This is a genomic window from Priestia sp. ST2, from assembly GCF_055810735.1.
This window is the reverse complement of the sequence record NZ_JBVVNT010000003.1, coordinates 208,611-234,554: the sequence shown is the minus strand read 5'-3', so window position 1 is coordinate 234,554 and position 25,944 is coordinate 208,611. Positions and strand designations below refer to the sequence as shown.

The 25,944-nt window shown below is 38.1% G+C and carries 27 protein-coding genes; 20 read left to right on the top strand and 7 right to left on the bottom strand.

The window, feature by feature from the left end; all coding sequences use genetic code 11:
• Window position 1: 1 nt before the first annotated feature.
• Window positions 2-868: a metallophosphoesterase gene (locus AC0KUU_RS13690; RefSeq protein WP_043979575.1), complete on the bottom strand. Its 867-nt coding sequence runs from the start codon at window positions 866-868 to the stop codon at window positions 2-4.
• Window positions 869-1,039: 171 nt separating this feature from the next.
• On the opposite strand from AC0KUU_RS13690, the gene fadH reads away from it, so the two are divergent.
• From fadH to AC0KUU_RS13675, 3 genes are all read left to right on the top strand, one after another.
• Window positions 1,040-1,804 (top strand): 2,4-dienoyl-CoA reductase, encoded by a 765-nt coding sequence (gene fadH, locus AC0KUU_RS13685; RefSeq protein WP_043979573.1) that lies wholly within the window; start codon window positions 1,040-1,042, stop codon window positions 1,802-1,804.
• A gap of 105 nt (window positions 1,805-1,909) precedes the next feature.
• Entirely contained in the window at window positions 1,910-3,121 is a 1,212-nt protein-coding gene (locus AC0KUU_RS13680; protein WP_013056032.1) for an EAL domain-containing protein, read from the top strand.
• Between the two features lie 156 nt (window positions 3,122-3,277).
• Window positions 3,278-3,748, top strand: coding sequence for a DUF3993 domain-containing protein (locus AC0KUU_RS13675; protein ID WP_043979571.1), 471 nt, complete (start codon window positions 3,278-3,280; stop codon window positions 3,746-3,748).
• A 41-nt stretch (window positions 3,749-3,789) separates the two neighbouring features.
• Here the strand turns inward: AC0KUU_RS13675 and AC0KUU_RS13670 are convergent, their stop codons facing one another.
• On the bottom strand, window positions 3,790-4,026 hold the full coding sequence (locus AC0KUU_RS13670; RefSeq protein ID WP_013082278.1) for a glutaredoxin domain-containing protein: 237 nt from the start codon (window positions 4,024-4,026) through the stop codon (window positions 3,790-3,792).
• 280 nt (window positions 4,027-4,306) lie between these two features.
• Between AC0KUU_RS13670 and AC0KUU_RS13665 the strand changes: the two genes are divergently transcribed.
• The 6 genes from AC0KUU_RS13665 (at window position 4,307) to AC0KUU_RS13640 (ending at window position 8,781) form a co-directional block, all read left to right on the top strand.
• Window positions 4,307-4,543, top strand: a complete 237-nt coding sequence (locus AC0KUU_RS13665) for a YkuJ family protein (RefSeq protein ID WP_013056035.1) — start codon at window positions 4,307-4,309, stop codon at window positions 4,541-4,543.
• Window positions 4,544-4,924: 381 nt separating this feature from the next.
• Window positions 4,925-5,380: a cyclic-di-AMP-binding protein CbpB gene (gene cbpB / locus AC0KUU_RS13660; RefSeq protein ID WP_013056036.1), complete on the top strand. Its 456-nt coding sequence runs from the start codon at window positions 4,925-4,927 to the stop codon at window positions 5,378-5,380.
• A 99-nt stretch (window positions 5,381-5,479) separates the two neighbouring features.
• Window positions 5,480-6,358, top strand: coding sequence for a LysR family transcriptional regulator (locus AC0KUU_RS13655; protein ID WP_013056037.1), 879 nt, complete (start codon window positions 5,480-5,482; stop codon window positions 6,356-6,358).
• Between the two features lie 129 nt (window positions 6,359-6,487).
• The gene (dapD, locus tag AC0KUU_RS13650) at window positions 6,488-7,207 is read left to right on the top strand and encodes a 2,3,4,5-tetrahydropyridine-2,6-dicarboxylate N-acetyltransferase (RefSeq protein ID WP_013082280.1); all 720 of its coding nucleotides are present in this window, start codon (window positions 6,488-6,490) and stop codon (window positions 7,205-7,207) included.
• A gap of 144 nt (window positions 7,208-7,351) precedes the next feature.
• Window positions 7,352-8,479: an N-acetyldiaminopimelate deacetylase gene (locus AC0KUU_RS13645; protein ID WP_280559293.1), complete on the top strand. Its 1,128-nt coding sequence runs from the start codon at window positions 7,352-7,354 to the stop codon at window positions 8,477-8,479.
• 56 nt (window positions 8,480-8,535) lie between these two features.
• The gene (locus AC0KUU_RS13640) at window positions 8,536-8,781 is read left to right on the top strand and encodes a YkuS family protein (protein ID WP_013056040.1); all 246 of its coding nucleotides are present in this window, start codon (window positions 8,536-8,538) and stop codon (window positions 8,779-8,781) included.
• 35 nt (window positions 8,782-8,816) lie between these two features.
• On the opposite strand, the gene AC0KUU_RS13635 is transcribed toward AC0KUU_RS13640, so the two are convergent.
• Window positions 8,817-9,680 carry a mechanosensitive ion channel family protein gene (locus AC0KUU_RS13635; RefSeq protein ID WP_280559294.1) on the bottom strand — a complete coding sequence of 288 codons (864 nt, stop codon included), beginning with the start codon at window positions 9,678-9,680 and terminating at the stop codon, window positions 8,817-8,819.
• 356 nt (window positions 9,681-10,036) lie between these two features.
• Here AC0KUU_RS13635 and AC0KUU_RS13630 point away from each other — a divergent pair, with 356 nt between their 5' ends.
• The 6 genes from AC0KUU_RS13630 (at window position 10,037) to AC0KUU_RS13605 (ending at window position 16,899) form a co-directional block, all read left to right on the top strand.
• Entirely contained in the window at window positions 10,037-10,585 is a 549-nt protein-coding gene (locus tag AC0KUU_RS13630; protein ID WP_014461006.1) for a peroxiredoxin, read from the top strand.
• 102 nt (window positions 10,586-10,687) lie between these two features.
• A complete protein-coding gene (locus AC0KUU_RS13625; protein WP_013056043.1) occupies window positions 10,688-11,134 on the top strand; it encodes a redoxin domain-containing protein in 447 nt (148 codons plus the stop codon).
• Between the two features lie 187 nt (window positions 11,135-11,321).
• On the top strand, window positions 11,322-12,218 hold the full coding sequence (gene gnd, locus AC0KUU_RS13620; protein ID WP_043979562.1) for a phosphogluconate dehydrogenase (NAD(+)-dependent, decarboxylating): 897 nt from the start codon (window positions 11,322-11,324) through the stop codon (window positions 12,216-12,218).
• Window positions 12,219-12,525: 307 nt separating this feature from the next.
• A complete protein-coding gene (locus AC0KUU_RS13615; protein WP_280559295.1) occupies window positions 12,526-14,262 on the top strand; it encodes an ABC transporter ATP-binding protein in 1,737 nt (578 codons plus the stop codon).
• Between the two features lie 15 nt (window positions 14,263-14,277).
• Window positions 14,278-16,083 (top strand): ABC transporter ATP-binding protein, encoded by a 1,806-nt coding sequence (locus AC0KUU_RS13610; protein WP_043979555.1) that lies wholly within the window; start codon window positions 14,278-14,280, stop codon window positions 16,081-16,083.
• A gap of 153 nt (window positions 16,084-16,236) precedes the next feature.
• On the top strand, window positions 16,237-16,899 hold the full coding sequence (locus AC0KUU_RS13605) for a potassium channel family protein (RefSeq protein ID WP_013056047.1): 663 nt from the start codon (window positions 16,237-16,239) through the stop codon (window positions 16,897-16,899).
• A gap of 43 nt (window positions 16,900-16,942) precedes the next feature.
• On the opposite strand, the gene rnjA is transcribed toward AC0KUU_RS13605, so the two are convergent.
• A complete protein-coding gene (gene rnjA / locus AC0KUU_RS13600) occupies window positions 16,943-18,610 on the bottom strand; it encodes a ribonuclease J1 (protein WP_013056048.1) in 1,668 nt (555 codons plus the stop codon).
• Window positions 18,611-18,615: 5 nt separating this feature from the next.
• Window positions 18,616-18,825 carry a DNA-dependent RNA polymerase subunit epsilon gene (locus tag AC0KUU_RS13595; RefSeq protein WP_013056049.1) on the bottom strand — a complete coding sequence of 70 codons (210 nt, stop codon included), beginning with the start codon at window positions 18,823-18,825 and terminating at the stop codon, window positions 18,616-18,618.
• A 548-nt stretch (window positions 18,826-19,373) separates the two neighbouring features.
• Here AC0KUU_RS13595 and AC0KUU_RS13590 point away from each other — a divergent pair.
• Window positions 19,374-20,156 (top strand): Cof-type HAD-IIB family hydrolase, encoded by a 783-nt coding sequence (locus tag AC0KUU_RS13590; protein ID WP_162213857.1) that lies wholly within the window; start codon window positions 19,374-19,376, stop codon window positions 20,154-20,156.
• 28 nt (window positions 20,157-20,184) lie between these two features.
• Here the strand turns inward: AC0KUU_RS13590 and def are convergent, their stop codons facing one another.
• Entirely contained in the window at window positions 20,185-20,739 is a 555-nt protein-coding gene (def, locus tag AC0KUU_RS13585; protein WP_013056051.1) for a peptide deformylase, read from the bottom strand.
• A 174-nt stretch (window positions 20,740-20,913) separates the two neighbouring features.
• Window positions 20,914-21,024, bottom strand: a complete 111-nt coding sequence (locus AC0KUU_RS13580) for a YjcZ family sporulation protein (RefSeq protein WP_016763434.1) — start codon at window positions 21,022-21,024, stop codon at window positions 20,914-20,916.
• A 169-nt stretch (window positions 21,025-21,193) separates the two neighbouring features.
• On the opposite strand from AC0KUU_RS13580, the gene AC0KUU_RS13575 reads away from it, so the two are divergent.
• From AC0KUU_RS13575 to AC0KUU_RS13560, 4 genes are all read left to right on the top strand, one after another.
• Window positions 21,194-21,859, top strand: a complete 666-nt coding sequence (locus AC0KUU_RS13575) for a YkyA family protein (RefSeq protein ID WP_162213858.1) — start codon at window positions 21,194-21,196, stop codon at window positions 21,857-21,859.
• A 581-nt stretch (window positions 21,860-22,440) separates the two neighbouring features.
• Window positions 22,441-23,556, top strand: coding sequence for a pyruvate dehydrogenase (acetyl-transferring) E1 component subunit alpha (pdhA, locus tag AC0KUU_RS13570; protein ID WP_013082293.1), 1,116 nt, complete (start codon window positions 22,441-22,443; stop codon window positions 23,554-23,556).
• Between the two features lie 3 nt (window positions 23,557-23,559).
• Window positions 23,560-24,537 (top strand): alpha-ketoacid dehydrogenase subunit beta, encoded by a 978-nt coding sequence (locus AC0KUU_RS13565; protein WP_013056055.1) that lies wholly within the window; start codon window positions 23,560-23,562, stop codon window positions 24,535-24,537.
• Window positions 24,538-24,639: 102 nt separating this feature from the next.
• Entirely contained in the window at window positions 24,640-25,941 is a 1,302-nt protein-coding gene (locus AC0KUU_RS13560) for a dihydrolipoamide acetyltransferase family protein (RefSeq protein WP_013082294.1), read from the top strand.
• Window positions 25,942-25,944 lie beyond the last annotated feature (3 nt).

Below are 25,944 nucleotides of genomic sequence, written 5' to 3'. Positions count from 1 at the left end.
TTTATGTTGATTGCAGGGTGAAAAGCGTAATTTCAGGCGTAGCTAAAAAACGAAAAGGAATGCGAGTGGTTCCTAAGCCTCTATTCACATAAAGCTTCATTTTGGAATCTCCAACTTCGTACATTCCTTCAGGGTAAACCGTCCCAAAGGGCGGTGTAATCAAAGGACCGTAAAAAGGAATTTGAATTTGGCCTCCATGACTATGGCCGGAGAGCTGAAGATCTACTGGAAAAGGAGCTGCTTTGACAGCAACGTCCGGTTCATGAATCATAGCAATAGAAAAAATATCCGGCTGTAATTGCCCTAGCGTTCCTTCATATTGTGGATTCCCAAGCATAATATCATCGAGTCCACAAATATGAATGTAGCTTTTATCAGGCATGGATACCGTGTCAACTTCATTTACTAAAAGTCTAAATCCTGCGTCTTCAATGGCTTGTTTATAGATATTTGTTCCATATCCTCCGTGATCATGGTTACCATATATAGCATATTTTCCAAGAGGAGCCTGAAGCCTCTGTAAAATCGGGGGAATTCTTTCTGGATGCGGGTATTCATTAGGTACATCCATTAAATCTCCGGTAAATAATATAATAGTAGGCTTCAAATTATTTATGGTCACCATAAGCTGTTCTAGTTGTAATAAATCATAAGAGAGTCCAAGATGAACATCACTAAATTGTAAAATTTTTATTCCGTTAAAGCTTTTCGGAATATTTTTAGAAGTAATTGTATGACGAACAATTTGCAGACGTCTAGGCTCAATATATTTGGCATATGTATACCCAAAAGACGTGGTGAGCAAAGACCCTAACGAAATAGACGCTAGTCCTTTCAAAAAAGATCGTCTTGTATACGTCTTTTTCATGCAAAATCAACCTATTCCTTATAGTTTTCAAGTTTTCATTATAGCATTGTTTTTTTTATCATCACAACGAGAAGCCTGCTTTTAAGTTAAATGGATAAAAATTTCACTTTATTCAGAAAAAATAGTAAAATGATAGTTGTAAAACACTTATGTTTTGGGGAGGAAGATACATTGAAGAACAAGGTCGTAATTGTTACTGGCGGTTCAAGTGGAATGGGAAAACATATGGCAAAGCGATTTGCAGAACAAGGTGCTCATGTGGTAATCACAGGTAGATCAGCTGATCGATTACAAGAGACAGAAAATGAAATTAAAACGTTTGATGGACAGGTACTTTCAGTGGTGATGGATGTACGCAATCCAGAAGATGTGGAACGAATGGTTCAAGAAACGGACAAGGCATTTGGCCAAATTGATTTTTTAGTTAATAATGCTGCAGGCAATTTTATATGTGCAGCTGAAGACTTATCCATTAACGGATGGAACAGCGTAATTAATATCGTATTAAATGGTACATTTTATTGCAGTTCCGCAGTAGGGAAATATTGGATCAATAAAGGCACAAAAGGGGCCATTACAAACATTGTGGCTACATATGCCTGGAATGCAGGAGCAGGTGTTATTCATTCAGCTTGTGCCAAGTCAGGAGTTTTAACCATGACGCGCACGCTCGCGGTAGAGTGGGGAAAGAAATATGGTATACGGGTAAATGCGATTGCACCGGGGCCGATCGAGCGAACAGGAGGAGCCGATAAATTATTTGAGTCAGAAAAAATGAAAGCGCGTACATTGAATTCTGTACCACTAGGACGCCTTGGAACTCCTGAGGAAATAGCAGGATTAGCCAGTTTCTTATTCTCCGATGAAGCATCTTATATCAATGGGGAATGCATCACAATGGACGGGGGACAGTGGCTAAATCAGCATCCTTTTTAAGGTTGGATACGCACTAAAAAGTACAAAGCAAACCGAGAAGGGCTAGCAAAATTATGCTATTCGTATTATACTAACGTAAAGTGAACAAGGAGAGGGGAGAGTTGAGTGGACCCGTTAGATGTATTAACAAACATAGAGAAAACTCTTCCGTATTATCAAGCAATTTTTAGTGCAGATGGACATAGAGTAATTGGCTATGAAGTGTTGGCGAGGTTTCAAAATGAAGGGGAAATTGAAAGTCTCGGCCCATTCTTTCATGATGATGCGATTCCGGATGAATATCGCATAGAAGTTGATTATGCTGTTTTAACACAAGCGCTCGAGCATATGTTGACCCAGGAAGAACAATTTTTAATTTTTATTAATCAGAACCCTAATTTATTAATGAACGATCATGGAGAATCCTTGCTAGAATTATTGCAACTTTTCGAAAATAAAGGATTATCGCTTGATCGAATTGTTCTCGAAATTACAGAACACAATTTTAGTGGAGATTTGGAATCACTTCAACACTTACTAAAGTATTATCAAACATATGGTATTAAGATTGCAATTGATAATATAGGAAAAGAAAGTAGTAATCTAGACAGGATTGGGTTGCTTTCACCAGATATCTTAAAAGTAGATTTACATATTCTGAGACAAACGGACATGGCGCAGTCGTATCAAGACGTATTGTATTCTTTATCTCTGTTAGCAAGAAAAATGGGTGCTACGCTTCTATACGAAGATATAGAAGCCTCCTATCAGCTGCAATATGCATGGAGAAACGGAGGCAGGTATTTTCAAGGTTATTATTTACATAAGCCGGCTGCTGAACTTGTCGATCCGAACATCTTAAAGGATAAACTAAAGGAACGTTTTGAAATGTATATCGCTCACGAAAAGAAAAAGCTGCTTGCTGTTTACCAGCTGACAGAACGCTTTCAAGATAAAATGCAGCAGGTAATGACAAAGTGCAGAAAGCTAGAAACGTATGACGATATGCTGCCTGTTATTGCAGAAGAACTATCCAACGTGTGTTTTCGCCTTTACATCTGCGATGAAAACGGATTTCAAAAGTCTTCTAACTATGTAAAGAAAAACGAGGATTGGATTCTTGAACCTGAATATGTAAAGAAAAATTGGAGCTGGCGCCCATATTTTCTTGAGAATATTATTCGAATGAGCTATGAAAAAAAAGGCATATTATCAGATTTGTATAATGATATTGAAACAGGTGAGAATATCCGGACTTTTTCGTATCCGATTGATAATATGCACTATATATTCCTTGATATTTCATATTCTTTTTTATACGAAAGAGACGTTTTGTAGAGAATAAATAAGTTAAAGTTAAACCGGCAACCAGCAAAAGTGGTTGCCGGTTTTTTATGTTTTTTTAGAGGAGAACGACAGTCGGTTGTAGGGATATGCATAGGCAGGGGAATTTTCGGAATTCTAATAAAAAAGAAGTTAAGGAGCTGATTTAATTTGAATAAAATATGCTTACTTGTCTTTTTGCTGATTGTCTTGTACTCAGGAAAATCTGTTCATGCAGAAGTATCAGGAGAGACTAGGCATGAAATCTTTATAAATTTGCAGGACGCTTATCAGGCTCAGCTAAGAGCTGCGTCTGCTCATACTAATCAAGACGCTGTTCGTGAGCTGAAATTGTTTTTAGATGATGAGTATGCATCTGTGTTTTTTAATGAGGCTCTCTTACAAAAAGCTCAAGGGTATGTCGGAGAGGGACCTGAATATTTAACACACTACATCCCTTTCTTTTCTTTTGATGAACAAACGAAGGTAGCTCTTCATTCCGACCAAAACAAAGCTTATGTCTATCAATTTTTTCCGGCTGTGCATAATGAACGGGTAAAATACCAAGATCATTACGAAATGATCACGTTAGTAAAAAAACAAGGGAAATGGAAAGTGCAAAAGTTTATATATAGTAAGTAACACTCAAAATAGCCGAGGAAAGCTTATTTTGAGTGTTTCTGTTACCCGATGTTAAGAAGCTTCTCAAGTGCTTGAAGGTCAAATCCTCTGATAATTTCCTGGTCAATACGAATGGTCGGAGTGGAATAAGACTCTAACTCAGTAGTCATTCGTTTTCGAGCAGAAGCATCTTTAGATACGTCAAATTCTTTATAAGAAACGTGATGATGCTGTAAAAACTGTTTAACAATTTCGCAAGGTGGGCAAGCTGGTTGTGTGTACAACTCTATAGATCTCAATGAAAGCACCTCCCTATATTAAAATGAATGGTGTTAAAGTAGAATGAAGTTTTGTATGATACATAGTATATCGCTATGTTATTATAATAAAAAACGACATATATCGCTATAATAAGGCATTTTCTTATGAAAAATCACGTAAAGTACTTGTGTTTTTTTAGTATGTGGCATATAGTGAAATGGTGTCTTTTAAGTATTAGTTTAGATAACGTATTTATTTGAATTGATATTGTAGAAAAGTCGAATGCGTAATGATGTAATAGGTGAAAGGAGAGATTATATGTCACAATTACAAGGTATTTTAACTCGTCTTGTGAATCTCCGTGAGCAAGCAAGTGGAAGTGAAGCGCCACAACGCTTCTTCGAAGTAGAGGGAAAAAGAATTTGCAGCGTGAAATATCATGCAAAAACTGAAACATACGAACTTGAAGTATATCAAGATGGTGAAAAGCCAGCCGTTTATCAATTTGATAACGTTGATATGATTGCAATTGAAATTTTTGAACTTATTCATTAAGGGATAAAGCAAAACGAATGCCGCAAAGGATTTTATACTTTGCGGTATTTTTTTGTTACTGCGTATGGAGTTTTTGCGGTGGCTTCCGCCCTATTTTCCCGAGAAATATCGACAAAGTGATAGCGGATTTTCTGATAAATAGAAGGAACGGGTCGAATGCTGTAAAAAAATCAAAATAAAAAATTCAGATAATTATGAACTTTCGTTGACACTTGTTTTAAAAAAATCTAGACTTAACATATAAGGGAGAACATCGAGTGTGTCTGCTTCTATTCCCTCTTAAAGGTTCGCATTTACGTAGCAAGCTATTTTCATTTTGTAGCTTGTTCTTTTTCTCTTTACACACGTGGAAGTTATGAGAAATGGAAGGAGAATGTATAAATGATTGATATTGATCACAATCAGTTAAATCAAATTGAACTTCGAGATTTGCTTGTCACTTCTGATAAAGTTGCTCATGTCCAAGTGGGAAATAATTTAGAACATGCTTTGCTTGTGTTAACAAAGACTGGCTATACGTCCATTCCCGTATTAAATCCAAGGTTCCAGCTGCAGGGGTTCGTGAGTATGACGCTTATTTTAGATTCGATTTTAGGATTAAAGCGCATTGAATTTGAACGATTAGAAACCATGAAAGTAGAAGAAGTTATGAATCAAAATGTTCCTCGTGTCTCCATGAAAAAATCCGTATTAAAAGTCATAAATGCCATGATTAACCATCCTTTTTTGTGCGTAGAGAATGAAGATGGCATTTTTGAAGGGATTTTAACACGAAGAAATTTGTTAAAGTCATTAAGAAGGCAGTCCATCATTCTCCCGAAAGAGTCATTTCAATAATTTTTTTAAGAAATCGTGTTTCAGCCTATCTTTCTCCGTTTTTTTCTTATATGATAAAGGTAAAATGAAAGTAAAAAGAGGCTTGAAAGGAATAACTGAATGCAATTAATAGAATGTCGAATGCTCGTTGTATTAGCTCAAGAATTAAATATGAGAAAAGCTGCAGAGAGATTATTTGTATCGCAACCAGCTTTATCACAGAGGCTGCAAACCATTGAAAAAGCATGGGATACACAAATCTTCATTCGTTCGCAAAAAGGACTGTCATTAACGCCTGCTGGAGAAAAGATTGTTCAATTTGCAAAAGAAGTGGTAGAAAAAGAAGATCGGGTTCGTGAGGACTTGCATCATTTAGATAATGAGGTATATGGTACACTCAAATTAGCGGTGGCTTCGATTATTGGACAGCACTGGCTGCCGGCGGTGTTAAAACGCTATATGGATCGTTACCCACATGCTAAAATCTCTCTTGTAACCGGCTGGAGCAGTGAAATGCTTCGCTATCTGTACGAAGATGAGGTACATATTGGAATCATACGCGGAAATCCGGATTGGAAAGGTGTCAAAGAACATTTGTTTACAGATCCTCTTTACCTAGTCGATTCAGAAATTGAAAGGGCAGCGGAAGTAGTAAATACTCATCGACCATTTATTCAATTTAAAAGTGACTCAACGTATTATCAAGAAATTTTAGAATGGTGGCATCGAGAGTTTCATACTACACCGAAGCGTACGATTGTAGTGGATCAGATTGAGACGTGTAAGCAAATGGCTTTAAATGGTCTTGGCTTCGCTATTTTACCATCGATTGCTATTAAAGAAGCTGGAAGCCATATTCACCGGACGCCGCTTCTGAAAGCAAATGGAGAGCCAATTACCCGAGACACTTCTTTAGTTGGATACGAATCAGCGTTTAAACTGAAGCAAGTTCGAGCATTTGTTGATATTGTACGTGAATATGTAAGAGAAACGGTCTAAAGCGAGTCTAGATGCTCGCTTTTTTTATTTGCAATCGTTATCTTTTTATTAAAACGATAATGATGCTTGTCATTGTGAAAGCATTTTGTTACATTAAATGAGACATTGCTTACTTAGGAGGAATACATAATGAAAATGATGGATGCTAATGAGATTATCTCATTTATTCAAAACAGCACAAAATCAACACCGGTAAAAGTTTACGTAAAAGGTGAAGTAGAAGGAATTGACTTTGGTTCATCTTCTAAAACATTCGTAACGGGCAACACAGGTGTAGTATTTGGTGAATGGAAAGAAATCAAAGCTGCTATTGAAGCAAACGAAGGAAAAATTGAAGACTACGTAATTGAAAATGATCGCCGTAACTCTGCGATTCCTTTATTAGATATGAAAGGAATTAAAGCTCGTATTGAGCCAGGCGCTATTATTCGCGATCAAGTTGAAATCGGCGACAACGCTGTTATTATGATGGGTGCATCTATTAACATCGGCTCTGTGATCGGTGAAGGAACAATGATCGACATGAACGTAGTACTTGGTGGTCGTGCAACAGTAGGTAAAAACTGTCACATCGGCGCAGGTTCTGTATTAGCTGGTGTTATTGAGCCACCTTCTGCAAAACCAGTTGTAGTAGAAGATGATGTAGTAATCGGTGCTAATGCTGTTGTTCTTGAAGGTGTAACAGTAGGTAAAGGTGCCGTAGTTGCTGCAGGTGCAATTGTGGTAGAAGATGTAGCTCCTTACACAGTAGTAGCAGGTACGCCGGCTCGCGTTATTAAAGAAATTGACGAAAAAACAAAGTCTAAAACAGAAATCAAGCAAGAATTGCGTCAATTAAACGAAGAATAAGAAAAACGATCAGTTTGCGCTTTTTCTTTGTTGAATTAATAGGTTTTAGCGATTGGGATACTGAATCCTTGAACGTATCATATGGACAAGTTGGAAGCGTGGGCAACCACGCTTTCTTCTTTATTTCGTGAGGAGGACATACACATGGCTGAAAATGAATTTGTGAAAATAAGAAGAGAGCTACATAAAATTCCTGAATTAGGGTTTCAAGAGGTGAAAACACAGCGTTTTTTGCTTGATTATATTAACACTCTTCCGCAAGAGCGTTTAGAAGTAAAGACGTGGAAAACAGGACTCTTTGTTAAAGTACATGGTACAAATCCAACTAAAATAATAGGTTACCGAGCAGATATTGACGGGCTTCCTATCACGGAAGAAACGAATTATTCTTTTCAATCACAGCATGAAGGACTCATGCATGCCTGCGGACATGATATGCATATGGCCATTGGGCTAGGCGTACTCACTTACTTTGCTCAGCATGAAATTAAAGATAATGTACTGTTTATCTTTCAACCTGCAGAAGAAGGTCCAGGAGGAGCACAGCCAATGCTCCAAAGCGACATCATGAAAGAATGGCTTCCAGATTTCATCTTCGCCCTTCACGTAGCGCCTGAATATCCGGTTGGGTCGATTGCGCTGAAGGAAGGGTTGCTATTTGCTAACACGTCTGAGCTATTTATTGATTTAAAAGGAAAAGGCGGCCATGCTGCTTATCCACACACAACAAATGATATGGTAGTTGCTGCATGTCAGCTCGTTTCACAACTTCAAACTATTGTTGCTCGCAACGTTGATCCGCTAGACAGCGCTGTAATTACAGTAGGAAAAATTCAAGGCGGGACGGTTCAAAATATTATTGCGGAGCGAGCTCGCATAGAAGGAACCATTCGCACGCTATCTCCTGAATCAATGATGCGTGTTAAAGAACGAATTGAAGCGATTGTTAAAGGAGTAGAAGTAGGGTACCAGTGTGAAACAGCCATTGATTATGGTTGTATGTATCATCAAGTATATAATCACCATGAAGTCACGCGAGAGTTCATGGAATTTGCCAAAGAACAAACAGACGTGGATGTCATTGAGTGCAAAGAAGCAATGACAGGAGAAGATTTTGGCTATATGCTAAAAGATATTCCTGGATTTATGTTTTGGCTTGGCGTTCAGTCTGAATATGGGCTTCATCATGCAAAGCTGCAGCCTCATGAAGGCGCAATAGATATTGCGATTTCACTTATTACAAAATATTTTGAACATAAAGGCAATCAATAAATCGTATAATCATTTTTCCTTATGGCTAAATTAATACCATGAGGAGGTGGGCAACGATGGCACGAATTGGTGTAGAATACGGTTTAACAGATGTACAGGCTGCACTTCAGCAGCTCGGACATGAAGTGGTACAATTACGCAACGAAAGTGATGCACAAGGGTGCGATTGCTGTGTTGTAACAGGACAGGATTCAAACGTAATGGGGATTTCTGATGCAGTAACGCAAGGCTCAGTTATTACAGCTAGCGGATTAACGGCAGAAGAAATTTGTCAGCAAGTAGGCAACAAGGTACAAGGATAAAAGAAAGCCGAAGGAATAAATCCTTCGGCTATTTTTTATGCATGCTGAGGCTGCTTGGCATCTTCAGGCTGCTTTTTATCAATATTTACTTGATGAGGGAACGGAATATCAATACCGTTTGCGTCAAACGCTTCTTTAAATTCTTTGCGAAGCTGACGTTCAATCCCCCACTGTTCACCGTTTTTAGCTTTGCCAACTACACGAAGCACAACGTCTGATGCGCCTAGACCTTGAACTCCTATCACGTTTGGTCCTTCTACAATGTTTTCATTTGTTGCAGCAACACGCTCGCATACTTTTTCTAGTACGGAAATAGCTTTGTCAATATCATCATCATACGAAATGCCAATATCGATCAACGCGCGCATATTGCCTCGGGAATGATTGCTTAAGCTTGTAATTTCCCGGTTAGGCACATAGTGCAGGGTCCCATCAAATCCGCGAATTTGAGTAGTACGAAGACCTACTGATTCGACAATTCCTGAAAAAGTTCCGGTTGTTACATAGTCGTCAACATCAAGCTGTTTTTCAAGAAGTAAAAAGAAACCCGTTACAACGTCGCTAACCAGTCCTTGAGCACCGAACCCGATTGCTAGACCCACAACTCCGGCACCAGCTAATAAAGCTGTGGCGTGGATATTTACTGCTTCAAGCAGCATAACGACAAAAATAAAAATAAGTACATATGAAAACACATTAACGGTTAAACTTTTGAGTGTGAGCATACGTCCGCGCGTAGCATTTTCGCGCTCACTCATTTTTTCAAAGGAACGTTCAATAACTTTTTTACCAATTGCTCGTACAAGTAAAAATACAATGGTGATGGCAATAAGTTTTAACACAATAACTCCAGCATTGGTAAGAAGCTGTTCCCAGTTGATATCTTGCATCTTAAACATTCGTTGTTCATCCTTCCTATGTTCTGTTTCAATATTAATAAGTGGGAATGTATTCTGTGGAAAAGATTTTGTAAGAGTATGAGCACATTTGTTTATTCCCGATATTAGACATGCTAAACTGAGAAGGTAAATAAATGCAACCCTTTTATAGCATTTTTTTGCTGAAGTCAGGGTTTAATTTGCCCTAAAGGCGGGCATAACAACTATGTTACCATTATAAGATGTTGTTTAAATTCATTCTTAATTAATATTGACTAAAAAAACAATATCCATTATAATGAAAACCGTTATAACAGTACATAAGTGAGAATGTTTTATACATTTTCTCATTTAATAATTATTTGGAGGGATCATGTATGCCAGAACGTATGGTAGGTAAACAAGCTCCACGCTTTGAAATGGAAGCTGTATTATCAAACAAAGAATTCGGTAAAGTTAGCTTAGAAGAAAATATTAAAAATGACAAATGGACAGTATTATTCTTCTATCCAATGGACTTTACATTTGTATGTCCAACAGAAATCACTGCACTTTCTGACCGTTATGATGAGTTTGAAGATCTTGACGCAGAAGTAATCGGTGTTTCTACAGACACAATCCATACACACTTAGCTTGGATCAACACTGATCGTAAAGATAATGGTTTAGGTGATCTTAAATATCCATTAGCAGCTGATACAAATCACGTTGTTTCTCGTGAGTACGGCGTTTTAATTGAAGAAGAAGGTGTAGCACTTCGCGGTTTATTCATCATCAGCCCAGAAGGCGAATTACAATATTCAGTTGTAAACCACAACAATATTGGCCGTGACGTTGATGAAACTTTACGTGTTCTTCAAGCGTTACAAACTGGCGGACTTTGCCCAGCTAACTGGAAACCAGGTCAAGCTACTTTAAACGCGTAAGCACAACGTTTAAAAGGTCTAACGTCCACGTTAGGCCTTTTTTTCATCGGATAATAAAGAACATATAGTCAATAATAGTGAAAATAAGGGAGGCTTTTATTCATGAAATTACGTCAGCCAATGCCTGAGTTAACGGGCGCTACAGAATGGTTAAACGGAGAGGTTACAAAAGAGCAGCTAATCGGCGAAAAGCCAACGCTTATTCATTTTTGGTCAGTAAGCTGTCATTTATGTAAAGAAGCAATGCCTCAAGTAAATGAATTTCGCGACCAATACAAAGATCAATTAAACGTAGTAGCAGTTCATATGCCGCGCTCTGAAGATGATTTAGACTTATCAAAAATTAAAGAAGTAGCAGCAGAACATGATATTACGCAGCCAATTTTTGTAGACAGTGAGCATAAATTAACGGATGCATTTGAAAATCAATATGTACCGGCATATTATGTATTTGACAAAACAGGTCAGCTACGCCACTTCCAAGCTGGTGGAAGCGGTATGAAAATGCTTGAAAAGCGCGTGAATCGTGTATTAGGCGAGAACGAATAAATACAGGCAGTTGTAACAGGTGAAAAGCATTCGATGCTTAGTAGAACTTGCATCGAATGTTTTTCTTTTTTGTGTGTAGGAAGTAACTGATAAAGGAAATATAAAAATGTGGATTTTTTCTTGTGAGTTTACACCATACTAACACTAACAACATGATACGAAACTTACTATTGGAGGTAATTTACATATGAAATTAGGTATGATTGGCTTAGGGAAAATGGGAGCAAACTTAGTATTGAATTTACTAGATCATAACCATTCTGTAGTAGCATTCGATGTGAACAACGAAGCCGTACAGAAAGTATCAGAAAAGGGAGCAGAAGGCGCTTCTTCCATTAAAGAATTAGTGAGCAAATTAGAAAAACCACGCATTGCTTGGGTCATGGTTCCGGCTGGAGAGCTCACAGAAAAAGTAATTTCTGAGCTCCAAGAACTGCTTGAAGAAGGAGATATGATTATTGAAGGCGGTAATTCCAAGTATAAAGATTCTGTACGACGTGCTGCAGCTTCTGCTGAAAAAGGAATTCACTACTTTGATGTTGGAACAAGCGGCGGAATGGAAGGTGCCCGAAACGGTGCTTGTATGATGATTGGGGGAGATAAAGAAGCATTTGCTACAATCGAACCTATTTTCCGCGACATCAACGTAGAAAACGGCTATCTCTATTCAGGTGTAGCAGGAAGCGGCCACTTCTTGAAAATGGTTCATAACGGAATTGAGTACGGCATGATGCAAGCAATTGCTGAAGGTTTTGATGTGTTAGAGAAAAGTGAATTTGACTATGACTATGAAGCTGTAGCCCGCGTATGGAATAATGGCTCTGTTATTCGCTCATGGTTAATCGAATTAATGGAACGTGCATTTTCAAAAGATGCAAAACTTGACAGTATTAAAGGAGTTATGCATTCTTCCGGTGAAGGAAAATGGACGGTTGAATCCGCTCTAGATTTACAAGTGCCAACGCCAGTTATTGCTCTATCGTTAATGATGCGCTATCGCTCACTTGAAGACGATACGTTTACAGGTAAAGTAGTTGCCGCTCTTCGCAATGAGTTCGGCGGACATGCAGTAGAAAAACAATAAAAAAAGAGGCTGGAACAAACGTATTTTAGACGAATCGAAAAATGAACCATTGATCAACATGTTTGATTAGTGGTTCATTTTTTTGTTATGGTGAATAATTTCGTCAGTGTAGATCTTTCTAGCAGTTCAACTCATGTATTCCATTTGTTCGTCTTTAGATTGAATTCATTTAGTTATATCCCACCCTCTTTTTTATGACTATTTACCTTTTTTTTGAAAAAATATCTAAAAATTATGGTAAATTATTTCGGGAACCGATATATTTAAATATGTGTGCCGCATTTTAGCTAAAGGAAGGACGGGGTATATGGAAACGTTTAAAAAACTAAAAGATTTTTATTTACCGTACCGAATGTACTTTTTTTATTCTGCTATTTGCTTGTTGTTTGTAACCTCCATCACTGTGATTTACCCTATTGTGCTGCAATATACGATTGATCATATTGTGTTAGGAAAACAATATCAGCTAGTCGATAATGTAGCATTTATTTTTATTGGGCTAATGATTGTCAAAGGAATCTTTACATATATTCAGCAATATTACGGCGACTTATTTGGAATTAAGTCCGTGTATACTCTTCGCAATAAACTTTACCGCAAACTTCAGTATTTACCGTTTTCTTACTATGACAATGCTAAAACAGGGGACTTGATGTCCAGGTTGACAGCTGATGTAGAAGGATTTCGTTTTTTTCTATCTTTTGGCTTCTCAGAATTAATTCGCTTCGTTATTTTACTTACTGCCAGCTTTTCCGTTATGTTCTATTACTCTATTTCACTAACTCTTGTCACAATCTGTCTGCTGCCTTTTTTAGGGGTAGCTGTTTATCGTTTTGATAAACGCGTTCATCCAGCGTTTCGCTTAATTCGCCAATCGTTTGGGGAGCTCAATACAAATGTCCAAGAAAATATAAGCGGTATACAAACGGTCAAGTCATTATCAAGAGAAAAATTTCAAACATCTAAATTTAACGACTCCAACGGAGTTTATAAAAATCGAAACATTGAAACCGCGAATGTGTGGGCAACTTATTTCCCCTTAATGGAGTTTATAGGAAACTTATCTATTGTTGGTCTCCTTGCGTACGGAGGAGCGCTTGTTATGAACGGAAGTGTACGTCCGGGAGAGCTTGTTGCTTTCTTTAGCTTAACCTCTTATTTAATGTGGCCTATTATGAATTTAGGGTTTGTTATCAATATGTTTTCACAGTCTAAAGCTTCAGGTGAAAGGCTGCTGGAAATTTTAGAAGAAGAAGAAAAAGTCCATGAGCATGCCGGAAGTTTCTCTATTAATGGAACGGTCGAGTTTCAACATGTTAGCTTATCCTATCCAAACGAAGAAAAAAAGTCGCTTGAGAACATATCTTTTTCTGCTTCTAAAGGAAAAGTAGTAGGTTTAATCGGAGCAACTGGAGCCGGAAAAACAAGCTTAACCCAGCTGCTCACGAGGTTTTACGAACCGACTTCAGGACAAATCTTAGTTAACCATTGTCCGATTAAAGAGTATCCGCTCTCCGTTCTTCGGAAAGAAATTGGTTTTGTACTTCAAGAAACCTTTTTGTTCTCAAGCAGTATAGGAACCAACATTTCCTATGGTGTGCCGGGTATTTCTAGAGAAGACATTATTGATGCTGCAAAACGAGCGCAGGCGCATGACTTTATTATGGAGCTTCCGGATGGGTATGACACGATGCTGGGAGAGAGAGGACTGGGGTTATCAGGCGGACAAAAGCAGCGCATCGCGATTGCACGAGCGCTTATCTTAAACCCTAGCATCTTAGTATTAGATGATGCCACGAGTGCTGTTGATATGAAAACAGAAAGAGAAATTCAATTGGCTTTAAAAGAAGTGATGAAAAATCGTACTACGTTTATTATCGCACACCGCCTTTCTTCTTTGCGACATGCCGATGAAATCTTAGTCTTGCATGAAGGTCAAATAAAAGAGAGAGGAAGCCATAAAACGCTCATTCAAAAGGAAGGGATTTATAAAAATATTTATGACATTCAATATGAAAGCAATACGTCAGTGATGAACGTATAACAAGGGAGGAATAGAATGGAAGCCGAAAAAAATAAAGTTGTGCGAGAGCGCTTTTATTATCAAACAGATCAAATCATTGATAAGATGTTTAACTGGAAGCAAATGGCCCGCTTGTTTCGTTATCTTCATCCATATCGAAAAAACTTGCTTCCTTTCTCGTTTCTTATGGTCATTATCACAACGGTCATTAGACTCGCTATTCCTATTTTGATAGGTGTATATACGCTTGATCATGCTGTAAAAGATAAAAATAGCACGCTGCTCATGCAGTTAGTTTTCATAATCTTTAGCTTGTATGTACTATCTTATATTTCGAATATCTTTCGAATTAAATGGATGAACCAACTCGGGCAGCACGTTATATATGATTTAAGAAAACATTTATTTACGCATATTCAAGGGCTGTCGCACCGGTTTTTTGATACGCGTTCAGGAGGCTCTATTCTTGTAAGGATCATGAATGATATTAACTCTCTTCAAGATTTATTTACCAACGGGGTAGTTAACCTGTTTATGGATCTCTTATTGTTAGTGGGGATTGTAGTTATATTATTTTCTCTCAGTCCTGCTTTGACATGTGCTGTTTTAATCATTTTACCGGTTATGTTTTTGATTTCCACAAAGCTGAGAAGAAGAATTCGTCGGTCGTGGCAAGTTGTTCGTATGAAGCAGTCAGTATTAAATTCACATTTAAATGAGAGTATTCAAGGCATTCGCGTCACTCAATCATTTGCTCAAGAACAAGAAAATATGCTGTTTTTTGAGCGCATAAACAGTGAAAATTACGAGAGCTGGAGGCAAGCTACTCGAAAAAATGCCATGTTTCGACCGTTTGTAGAACTCACAAATGCTGTCGGAACGGCTATTTTAATTTGGTTCGGTGCTGTACTTATTCAAGATGAACGGCTAACAATTGGTATTTTTGTATCATTTGCTTTTTATCTTGGAATGTTTTGGGAACCGATTTCTCGTTTAGGGCAAGTGTATAATCAATTATTAATGGGAATGGCTTCATCCGAGCGTATTTTTGAATTTCTAGATGAAAAACCTATCGTCGCAGATTTGGAAACCGCTACGTCTTTAGAGGATATGAAAGGAAAAGTTGAGTTCAAGCACGTCTCATTTTCCTATGATGGGAAGCGGAAAGCTTTAAACAACGTATCAATTGACATAAAAGAAGGCCAGACGGTTGCTTTAGTGGGGCATACTGGATCCGGAAAAACGTCCATTGCTAATTTAATCACACGTTTTTATGATGTGAACGAAGGGCAGATTTTAATTGATAATATGCCTATTCAAGATATTACGTTAGCGAGTTTACGAGCGCAAATTAGTATTGTGCTGCAAGAAACCTTTATTTTTTCAGGAACTATTATGGAAAACATTCGGTTTGGAAAACCGGATGCTACTGATGATGAAGTGATTAAGGCCGCGGAAGCGGTAGGGGCTGCAGATTTTATAAAGCGTCTGAAAAAAGGCTATGATACGGAAGTAGAAGAGCGAGGAAACGTCTTATCCGTGGGAGAGCGTCAATTGATTTCATTTGCTCGAACGCTGTTGGCTAATCCTCGTATTATCATTTTAGATGAAGCGACAGCAAGCATCGATACAGAAACAGAAGTGAAGATTCAACAGGCGCTTAAAACGCTGTTAAAAAACAGAACTGCCATCATGATTGCTCATCGGTTATCTACTATACGAGAGGCAGATAACATCATTGTATTAGATCACGGAAGCATTATTGAAACAGGGAATCATGGGGAACTAATGCAGCAAAAAGGCGTATATTATGACCTTGTTCAAACCCATGCTACAGCTTAAAAAAACAGAGGGAGCTCATCCTTCTGTTTTTCTATGAGTGTGAGAAATAGTAAAGAGATATAAGTGTTAACGGGAAAATGAGGTTGATACAAAAGAATTGTGGTAAAATAACGGTAGTTCAGATTTTTTCCTGTACATAATGGAGGAATTCAAATGAAAAAAGAATTTGCAGTCATCGGATTAGGTAGATTCGGAGGAAGTATTTGTAAAACATTAAGCGATCAAGGAATGGAAGTTCTGGCGATTGATATTGATGAAGAAAAGGTAAATGAGTATGCTAACGTTGCTTCGCATGCAGTAGTAGGCGATTCAATGGATGAAGGGGTTCTAAAAAGTTTAGGAATTCGTAATTTTGATCATGTTATCGTAGCTATTGGTGACAATATTCAGGCAAGTATTTTGACGACCCTTATTTTAAAAGAGCTGGGCGTTGAAAAAATAACGGTAAAAGCGCAAAATGATTATCATGCCAAAGTATTATCAAAAATTGGCGCTAATTTTATCGTGCATCCCGAACGAGATATGGGCCGAAGAATTGCCAATAACATGATTTCAAACAGCGTGCTAGATTATTTAGAGCTATCTGAAGAACACAGCATTGTCGAATTAGTAGCGAGCAAAAGAATGGCTGGCAATACGCTGATTGAGTTAGACATTCGTGCAAAATATGGCATTAACATTGTAGCCATTAAGCGTGATCGAGATATCATCGTTTCTCCTCAGGCGTCCGAAACGATTCAAGAAGGGGACGTGTTGATTGTTATTGGAGCAGATGCAGATATCAACCGCTTCGAAAATAAATTTGCCAGTGCTTAATAAAAAAAGAGCAGATGCAATTGCATCTGCTCTTTTTCTTTTATTAAACCTCCATAATGATTGGTAAAATCATTGGACGGCGCTTTGTTTTTTCGTAAAGGAATGGAGCCAATGTGTCTGTGATTTCATTTTTAATCTCAGACCATTGTGACGTACGACGTTCCATCACTTTGTTCAAGTGTTTTGTAATGAGGGACTGTGCATCATTAATTAAGTCGCCAGATTCGCGCATATAAACAAAACCACGAGAGATAATGTCTGGACCAGCAGCGATCTTGAAGTCTTTCATATTGATGCTTACAACAACAATAACAAGACCTTCTTCAGATAAAATGCGGCGGTCACGAAGTACGATATTTCCAATGTCACCAATTCCGCTTCCGTCAATATATACAGAGCCTGAAGGGATTTTGCCAGCTACTGAAGCTTCGCTGTCGCTTAAAGCTAGCACTTCTCCATTATCCATAATGAAGCAGTTTTCTTCAGGAACTCCACAGTCTGTTGCAAGTTTGATGTGCATCTTCTGCATGCGATACTCACCGTGAATTGGCATAAAGTATTTTGGTTTCATCAAACGAAGCATTAATTTTTGCTCTTCCTGTCCGCCGTGTCCAGAAGTATGGATATCGTTTAGAGCACCGTGAATAACCTCTGCTCCTGCACGGAATAGCATATCAATTGTTTTGCTAACACTTACTGTATTTCCTGGAATAGGTGAAGATGAGAATACAACCGTATCTCCAGGGATAATTTGAATTTGGCGGTGAGTACCGTTTGCAATTCTAGATAGCGCTGCCATCGGTTCACCTTGGCTGCCTGTACATAAAATAGTCACGCGGTTAGCTGGAATTCGGTTAATTTGAGAAGGCTCAATGAACGTATCTTTTGGACATGAAATATATCCAAGCTGTTGGCCAATCTCAATAGCTGCTTCCATACTGCGTCCGAATACAGCAACTTTACGGTTATGCAATACGGCTGCTTCCACTACTTGCTGTAAGCGGTGAATATTTGAAGCAAACGTTGCAAAAATAATACGGCCGTCTACTTTACGGAAAATGTCATGAATGCTGTCACCTACGCGGCGCTCAGACATCGTAAAGTTAGGAATTTCACTGTTTGTACTGTCTGAAAGCAAGCATAGAACGCCTTCTTTGCCGATTTCAGCCATTTTTGTTAAGTTAGCCGGTTCGCCCACTGGTGTAAAATCAAACTTGAAATCTCCTGTATGTACGATTTGTCCGTTTGGTGTTTTTACCACAATTCCGTAAGAATCAGGAATACTGTGAGTTGTGCGGAAGAACGTTACCGATGTTTTACGGAATTTAATTACGTCATCTTCAGTAATTTCATGAAGCTGAGCTGTACGAAGCAACCCATGCTCGTCTAATTTGTTGCGAAGAAGTCCAAGGGCTAATTTCCCTGCATAAATAGGAATGTTTAATTCTCTTAATAAGTAAGGAATTCCGCCGATGTGATCTTCATGACCATGTGTAACGAAAAGGCCACGGATTTTATCTGCATTTTTTACTAAATAACTGTAGTCAGGAATAACGTAGTCAATTCCTAAAAGCTCATCTTCAGGGAATTTAATTCCTGCATCAATAAGAATAATTTCATCTTGAAACTGTACGGCATACGTATTTTTACCGATTTCGCCTAGTCCACCCAGGGCGAAAACTGCCGTTTGATTATTTTTTACAAATTTCATTTTCATCATATCTCCAATACTTTAAAATCTTCATGCTGTTGTTCATATTCTAGATAGTCTCCAGTCACTGCTTGAACAAACTCAATATTAATTGAACGCGCTTTTAACTTTTTACGAACGTCACGCTCAGAATCTGCGTTCACATACACTGTTTTTGTATTTTCACGTACAGCTACTTCACTCATTTTTTCTTGAAAATAAACTTTAAAAATCATAACAAAAATCTCTCCTTAATTCCGAAATTCAAATAACTTATTTTATTATATTATAAAATGTGTATGTATTTCATGTATTTTCTAAAGAAACTTGCTTTCACTACATTTTAGTCATCTAAATATAACAAGTCAATTAATTATAGAATAATATTAATAGGAAACGGATACAAGACTATATTTTCCGGGCGTATAAAAAATAAGGGCTATTCCATTGTACGATGCAGACACACACTCTGCAAATTTTACAACAGAAAGCCCTAAAAAAATCGATTATGCCATCGTTTTTTTACGCAATAATTCATTCCAGCGTTTTAGCAGCCTTTTTCGAAAATCTTTTAACATGATTTTTCAGCTCCTTTGTTTTTTGCAATACCTGCCTGTCTCTCTCTGTACTTCTATTATATGATGAAAAGGGAGAGGTTTCTCGTGGTTAAATATGGAAAAAATGTAAATAGGACCGCCCATTTATAGAGAAACTAGCGCTTGTTTGATATAATTGGAAAGGCTTAACAAAGAGATAAAAAATTATAAAAAATAAGGTGATAAACGTGGAACAAAAGATTATTTTTTTTGATATTGATGGAACGTTATTGGATCATGATAAAAAACTGCCTGCTTCTACAAAAAAAGCTGTCCAGCTGTTAAAAGAGCAGGGGCATGAAGTGGCAATTGCAACTGGAAGGGCTCCTTTCATGTTTAAAGATCTGCGTGAAGAGTTGGATATTCAAACATATATTAGCTTTAATGGTCAGTATATTGTTTTAAATGGAGAAGTTCTTTACAAAAACCCGTTAAATAAAGAAGAGCTTCAAGATTTAACAGCTTTTGCTGTTGAGCATGATCACCCTGTCGTATACATGGATCATGAAGATATGAAATCAAACATTGAGTTTCATGACTATATCGAATCCAGCATCAGCACGCTGAAAATTGGATTTACCCACCCTCACCACGATCCTACTTATTTCGAAGGGCGTGAAATTTATCAATCCCTCTTATTCTGTACAGCGGGAGAAGAAGCTCCTTATGAAGAAAAATTTAAGAAATTTGACTTTATTCGCTGGCATGAATTTTCAACTGATGTTTTGCCAAAAGGTGGATCAAAAGCGCGAGGAATTGAGACCATGATTGAAAAGCTTGGCTTTGACAAAAAAGATGTATATGCATTCGGAGACGGCTTAAACGATATCGAAATGCTGGAATTTGTCGGAAATGGCGTAGCGATGGGAAATGCGGAAGAAGTCGTGAAAGAAGTTGCTAATCTTGTTACAAAAGATGTAGGAGAAGATGGTATTCTCCACGGATTAGAGCTAGTAGGATTATTAAAGTAAGAAAAACGCGAGCTCTAGCTCGCGTTTTTCAGCGTTCATATGGAAAAGCATTTTCAGGTTCTTGAAATGGATTTTCTTTATTAATGTAATCATAAAACATAATTCCGTCTAAATGATCAATTTCGTGCTGAAAGACAACAGCAGGAAGACCTTTCAAACGAATTTTCACTTCTTCGCCTTCAAGCGTTGTGCCTTTTACTGTGATACGTGCATATCGAGGAACAAATCCTGGGATATCTTGATCGACTGACAAGCAGCCTTCACCGCCTGTAAGGTAGGTCTTTTCAACTGAGTGGCTAATGATCTTAGGGTTAAATAATGCATAGCTGTATAGCTTGCCTTTTTCATCCGTAACGTGTACCCCAATCATTCGTTTTGATACATTAATTTGAGGAGCGGCAAGCCCGATACCAGATCGCAGTCCATATTTAGCAGCAATTTCAGGATCTTGGCTGTTTTTTACATATTCTAATAAGCTATGTAAAATCTTTTTGTCTTCTTCAGAAGCAGGTAACGGTACTTCTTTTGCTACTTCTCGCAGCGTTGGGTGTCCGTCTTGAATAATATCGTTCATTGTAATCAACTTTCACATCTCCCTAGGCTATTTTATAGGTATAAAGTGTACCAAATCCGTATAAAAAAGTCATTACCTCGACCTTGATCACATAAATGTTTCTACTAATTATATGTATCAAACATATGGAAAAACATGCATAAGAAAAAATAAAAGCGACCGTTGGCCGCTTTTATTGTATAATTACCAGCCGCCACAGCTGCAGCCGATAATAACTAATAAAATGAACAGTACGATTAATAACACAAAACCTTTATTAGAACCGCCACAGCCATATCCACCATAACCCAACATAATGTAACCTCCCGTAGTTATCAATCCCAAGGTAAAAAGTAATAAACTCCCTTTTTTTCACGATTGGGTTAGTATAATATATTAAAAGGTGGAAAAAGGGTGTAGATAAATTGCTAATTTCCTACAAAAATTGTATAATGACCCATGAATAAGGGAGGATTTACCAGATATGAAGTGCGTCGGAAGATATATAGTTATCGGCATTGCTGCTATGTCACTAGCAGGATGTGCAGAGGGCTCATCGCCTGAGCTTGAGGTATATAATGGATTAGAAAAAGTGGTAGCACAAGAAAAGCAATTTGCTGATCAGCAAAAACCGTTAGCTGATTTAGAACAGCAAGAAAATGCGATATACGACCAAATTATTGAGCTAGGGATTAAAGATAAAAAGAAAATAAAAAATAAAGCACAAAAAGCGCAGCAGTTATTAGATGAGCGTGAAAGTAAATTACAAAAAGAAGAAAAAAGCATCAGCGCTTCGCAAAAACAATTTGAAGCGACAGAGCCGAAGATCCAAAAACTAGAGGATGGCAAAGCAAAAGAAGAGGCGCTTGAACTATCTTCGTTAATGAAGAAGCGTTATAAGGCGTACCAGTCCTTACATGATGCCTATCTTCATTCCATTGAATTAGATCGTCAGCTATATACGCTCTTTGAAAAAGACAATGTGAAATTAGAGAATCTTGAAACACAAATCGCTTCAATCAATGCTACTTATAAAGAAGTTGAAAAGAAAAAAGAAGCGTTTAACATATTAACAGCTGACTATAACAAAGCCAAAGAGGATTTTTATAACAAAACGAAGTTAAAGGTGAAAAATAGCGAGGGTAAATAAGAAGGCCTGTGAAGTTTACAGGTCTTTTTTTTTGGCTGAAAAGGAAGGTTTTCTGAAATAAAGAAAGAGTTTCGACATGATTCAAGTAAAAATTACAAAAGGTTATTGTTTTAAAAAATCGTTTATTTGTGGCAAGATAGGAGATGTGCAGACGTAAAAAAAGAAAAGGTTATTATAAAACATATAATACAGTTTGCATCTGTGTAATAGTACAGCATGTCTTTTTTATGTGTTTTATTTCACAAACTAAAAAAGCGTAATTTCTTGATGTAAATGCATTGACGAACTGTTTTAGTGTATTGTAAACTAGGTAGCGTAGTAAGTGTTGTATTAATCATTTTTGCAAAATAATTAATACAGTTTAACGAAACGCTCGTTTCGCTTAAACTTTCCTTTTACGTAAATGTTTGCACAGAATTCGCTGGGGAATACATAGAAATGTTAAGGATTAGCGAATTCAAAAAGCTACTCGACAAAATATGACTTTTACTTGTCCATTTGGGACATTCTAAAAGCGTGTATGTTTGTTTGATTAGTAAAATGAATTTATACGGCTTAAATGAAAGGAAGAGGTGACTTAGATGGCTGCTAAAACTAAAAAGGCTATTATTGATGTATCAAAGCAACTTGATAAAATCGCTGAGCAGTACCAAACGTTCCAAATTCTTAATGAAGAGGGCGAAGTAGTAAATAAATCAGCGTTGCCAGATTTATCTGACGAAAAATTAAAAGAGTTAATGACTCGCATGGTATACACTCGTATTCTTGATCAACGTTCAATTTCATTGAACCGTCAAGGTCGTTTAGGTTTCTATGCACCAACTGCTGGGCAAGAAGCTTCTCAAATCGCTTCACATTTCGCATTAGAAAAAGAAGACTTCATTTTACCTGGGTACCGTGATGTGCCTCAGTTAATTTGGCATGGTCTTCCACTATATCAAGCGTTCTTATTCTCTCGTGGTCATTTCCACGGTAACCAAGCGCCAGAAGGTGTAGATATACTTTCTCCACAAATCATCATCGGTGCACAAATCGTGCAAACTGCTGGTGTGGCACTAGGTCTTAAAAAGCGCGGTAAAAAAGCAGTAGCGATCACTTATACAGGTGACGGCGGAGCTTCACAAGGTGACTTCTACGAAGGTATGAACTTCGCAGGTGCATTCAAAGCTCCGGCAATCTTTGTTGTACAAAACAACCGCTTTGCAATTTCAACACCAGTTGAAAAGCAATCTGCAGCACGTACAATCGCTCAAAAAGCAGCGGCTGTTGGTATCCCAGGCGTTCAAGTAGACGGTATGGATGCACTAGCAGTATACGTTGCAGTAAGCGAAGCTCGTGAGCGTGCAGTAAACGGTGAAGGTCCAACTTTAATTGAAACATTAACTTACCGTTATGGTCCACATACAATGGCTGGTGACGATCCAACTCGTTATCGTACAGCTGAGCTTGACACTGAGTGGGAAAAGAAAGATCCACTTGTTCGCTTCCGTAAATTCTTAGAAGCTAAAGGCATCTGGAATGAAGAAGAAGAAAACAAAGTAATCGAGCAAGCTAAAGAAGATATCAAGCAAGCTATTAAGAAGGCTGACGATTATCCAAAACAAAAAGTTACAGATTTAATGGAAATCATGTACGAAACTATGCCTTCAAACTTACAAGAGCAATATGAAATCTACAAAGAGAAGGAGTCGAAGTAAGCCATGGCGCAAATGACAATGATTCAAGCGATTACTGATGCGTTACGCACAGAAATGAAAAACGACGAAAACGTATTAGTTTTTGGTGAAGACGTTGGCGTAAACGGTGGAGTATTCCGTGCGACTGAAGGTCTTCAACAAGAATTCGGCGAAGATCGCGTATTCGATACGCCATTAGCTGAATCTGGTATCGGTGGTCTTGCTGTGGGTCTATCGACTCAAGGTTTCCGTCCGGTTCCTGAAATTCAATTCTTTGGTTTCGTATACGAAGTACTTGATTCTGTATCAGGTCAAGCTGCACGTATGCGCTACCGTTCTGGCGGTCGCTGGAATGCACCAATCACATTCCGTTCACCATTCGGTGGAGGCGTTCATACACCAGAACTTCACGCTGATAGCTTAGAAGGTATCGTAGCATCTCAACCTGGTTTAAAAGTTGTAATTCCTTCAACTCCATACGATGCAAAAGGTCTTTTAATTTCATCAATTCGTGATAACGATCCGGTTGTATACTTAGAGCACATGAAGCTTTACCGTTCATTCCGTCAAGAAGTGCCTGAAGAATCATACACAATTGATTTAGGTACAGCTGATGTGAAACGTGAAGGTACAGACGTAACGCTTATCGCTTACGGTGCAATGGTACACTCATCATTAAAAGCAGCTGAAGAACTAGAAAAAGAAGGTATCTCTGCTGAAGTAGTGGACTTACGTACAGTTCAACCTTTAGATATCGATACAATTCTTGCATCAGTTGAAAAAACTGGTCGCGTAGTAGTAGTTCAAGAAGCTCAAAAACAAGCTGGTATCGCAGCTAACGTTGTAGCTGAAATTAACGATCGTGCAATCTTAAGCTTAGAAGCACCAGTATTACGTGTAACAGCACCGGATACTGTGTTCCCATTCTCTCAAGCTGAGGGCGTATGGTTACCAGACCACAAAGATATCGTTGAAACAGCTAAGAAAGTACTTGAATTTTAATTAGCATTTTACTGTGATAGAAATCAGCTTTGTGCTGATTTCTGTCTTAGATAAAATAAACACTAACAAATTGAACGCAACTAACTAGGAGGGTGAAGACACGTGGCATTTGAATTTAAACTGCCGGATATCGGTGAAGGTATCCACGAAGGTGAAATTGTAAAATGGTTCGTAAAAGCTGGAGATGAAATTGATGAGGATGATGTACTAGCAGAAGTACAAAATGACAAAGCTGTTGTTGAAATCCCATCTCCTGTAAAAGGTAAAGTATTAGAAGTAAAAGTTGACGAAGGTACAGTAGCTACTGTAGGACAAGTTATCGTTACTTTTGATGCTCCTGGATACGAAGACTTAAAATTCAAAGGTGACGATCATGATGATGCACCAGCAGAAGAAGCTAAAGAAGAAGCTTCAACTGAAGAAGTGACTGAAGAAGCAACAGCTCCTGCAGCACAAGCTGATGTTGATCCTAACCGTAAAGTAATTGCTATGCCTTCAGTGCGCAAATATGCTCGTGAAAAAGGTGTAGACATTAAAGCTGTTCCTGGTTCAGGTAAAAACGGACGTATTGTTAAAGATGACATCGATGGCTTCCTATCTGGTGGTTCTACAGCTACAGCAACTGCTGAAGCTCCAGCTAAAGAGGAAACTGCTTCAGCTGAACCAAAAGCAGCAGCAGCACAAGCTATTCCTGAAGGCGACCTACCAGAAACTCGCGAGAAAATGAGCGGTATCCGTCGTGCAATCGCAAAAGCTATGGTTAACTCTAAACACACTGCTCCACACGTAACCTTAATGGATGAAATCGATGTAACAGCTCTTGTTGCTCATCGTAAAAAATTCAAAACAGTTGCAGCAGATCAAGGTATTAAATTAACATTCTTACCTTACGTGGTAAAAGCGTTAACTTCAGCACTTAAGAAGTTCCCAGCTCTTAACACTTCAATCGATGACTCTACTGATGAAGTAATTCAAAAACATTACTACAACATCGGTATCGCTGCTGACACTGAAAAAGGTCTTTTAGTACCAGTTGTGAAAAATGCTGATCGTAAATCTGTGTTCGAAATTTCTGATCAAATTAACGACCTTGCTGGAAAAGCACGTGATGGTAAATTAGCTCCTGCTGAAATGAAAGGCGCTTCTTGTACAATCACAAATATCGGTTCTGCTGGTGGACAATGGTTTACTCCTGTTATCAACCACCCAGAAGTTGCAATTCTAGGTATCGGACGTATCGCTGAAAAACCAGTTGTACGCGACGGTGAAATTGTAATTGCTCCAGTATTAGCATTATCACTAAGCTTTGACCACCGTATTATCGATGGCGCAACAGCTCAAAACGCTCTTAACCAAATCAAGCGTTTATTAAATGATCCAGAATTATTATTAATGGAGGCGTAATAA

Coding starts and splice junctions, on each gene's coding strand:
- AC0KUU_RS13690 (WP_043979575.1), bottom strand. CDS start 868: ATGAAAAAGACGTATACAAGACGATCTTTTTTGAAAGGACTAGCGTCT.
- AC0KUU_RS13665 (WP_013056035.1), top strand. CDS start 4,307: ATGTCACAATTACAAGGTATTTTAACTCGTCTTGTGAATCTCCGTGAG.
- cbpB (WP_013056036.1), top strand. CDS start 4,925: ATGATTGATATTGATCACAATCAGTTAAATCAAATTGAACTTCGAGAT.
- AC0KUU_RS13655 (WP_013056037.1), top strand. CDS start 5,480: ATGCAATTAATAGAATGTCGAATGCTCGTTGTATTAGCTCAAGAATTA.
- dapD (WP_013082280.1), top strand. CDS start 6,488: ATGAAAATGATGGATGCTAATGAGATTATCTCATTTATTCAAAACAGC.
- AC0KUU_RS13645 (WP_280559293.1), top strand. CDS start 7,352: ATGGCTGAAAATGAATTTGTGAAAATAAGAAGAGAGCTACATAAAATT.
- AC0KUU_RS13640 (WP_013056040.1), top strand. CDS start 8,536: ATGGCACGAATTGGTGTAGAATACGGTTTAACAGATGTACAGGCTGCA.
- AC0KUU_RS13635 (WP_280559294.1), bottom strand. CDS start 9,680: ATGTTTAAGATGCAAGATATCAACTGGGAACAGCTTCTTACCAATGCT.
- AC0KUU_RS13630 (WP_014461006.1), top strand. CDS start 10,037: ATGCCAGAACGTATGGTAGGTAAACAAGCTCCACGCTTTGAAATGGAA.
- AC0KUU_RS13625 (WP_013056043.1), top strand. CDS start 10,688: ATGAAATTACGTCAGCCAATGCCTGAGTTAACGGGCGCTACAGAATGG.
- gnd (WP_043979562.1), top strand. CDS start 11,322: ATGAAATTAGGTATGATTGGCTTAGGGAAAATGGGAGCAAACTTAGTA.
- AC0KUU_RS13615 (WP_280559295.1), top strand. CDS start 12,526: ATGGAAACGTTTAAAAAACTAAAAGATTTTTATTTACCGTACCGAATG.
- AC0KUU_RS13610 (WP_043979555.1), top strand. CDS start 14,278: ATGGAAGCCGAAAAAAATAAAGTTGTGCGAGAGCGCTTTTATTATCAA.
- AC0KUU_RS13605 (WP_013056047.1), top strand. CDS start 16,237: ATGAAAAAAGAATTTGCAGTCATCGGATTAGGTAGATTCGGAGGAAGT.
- rnjA (WP_013056048.1), bottom strand. CDS start 18,610: ATGAAATTTGTAAAAAATAATCAAACGGCAGTTTTCGCCCTGGGTGGA.
- AC0KUU_RS13595 (WP_013056049.1), bottom strand. CDS start 18,825: ATGATTTTTAAAGTTTATTTTCAAGAAAAAATGAGTGAAGTAGCTGTA.
- AC0KUU_RS13580 (WP_016763434.1), bottom strand. CDS start 21,024: ATGTTGGGTTATGGTGGATATGGCTGTGGCGGTTCTAATAAAGGTTTT.
- AC0KUU_RS13575 (WP_162213858.1), top strand. CDS start 21,194: ATGAAGTGCGTCGGAAGATATATAGTTATCGGCATTGCTGCTATGTCA.
- pdhA (WP_013082293.1), top strand. CDS start 22,441: ATGGCTGCTAAAACTAAAAAGGCTATTATTGATGTATCAAAGCAACTT.
- AC0KUU_RS13565 (WP_013056055.1), top strand. CDS start 23,560: ATGGCGCAAATGACAATGATTCAAGCGATTACTGATGCGTTACGCACA.